Source organism: Vibrio sp. 1288, assembly GCF_033344475.1.
Map to the genome: position 1 here is coordinate 1 of NZ_JAWPOX010000627.1, position 656 is coordinate 656.

At 45.7% G+C, this 656-nt stretch carries 1 protein-coding gene; it reads right to left on the reverse strand.

Annotated features, from left to right (window positions below; all coding sequences use genetic code 11):
- Positions 1-533: alkaline phosphatase (locus R8O11_RS28435; protein WP_318195020.1), on the reverse strand; the 533-nt coding region annotated here is incomplete at its 3' end.
- Positions 534-656 lie beyond the last annotated feature (123 nt).

Below are 656 nucleotides of genomic sequence, written 5' to 3' on the forward strand. Positions count from 1 at the left end.
CGCTCAAAGTATCGAACACCACCACCAAGTAACAGATCGACGGGCAGCTTTCCATTTACTTTGTTATCCAAGTAATCGTCTGCTAGCTGATCATAATTACGACGAGATTCGTTGTGCGCGGCAAAGCTTGCGGGCGTCGCGTGGTTAATTTGCGAAGTCGCCACTAGAGCGGTTGTCATGCCCTGCTCTTTCGCTACTTCCAACATCGTTTTAACTGGCTTTTTATGGGTATCGACAGCGACGGCGCCATTGTAACTCTTTATGCCACTGCTTAAGGCCGTCGCGCCTGCTGCACTGTCAGTGACATAAGTATCATCATCGGGATAGGTGTGAGCCATGCCAACCAGTATCGAGTCAAAGACTGTAGGCTCAATCTGTTTAGTTTCTGGGTTATCTTGATAATAACGGTAGGCGGTTGTGTAGGCAGGGCCCATTCCATCACCGATCATATAAATAATATTTTTCGGTGCTTCATTGGCGTGAACAAGCCCAGCCAGTAAACTGGCCGCAAGTAAAGAGTATCTGATTGTCATATTTCATCCACGAAAAAGTGACTGCCAACATAAGCCGTCCCTTTAATTACTGTTTTGCTTACAACTATTCATCAATACTATCATTCAGTTAGGATGAAACCGCGTGTTACATCATGGTTTTGC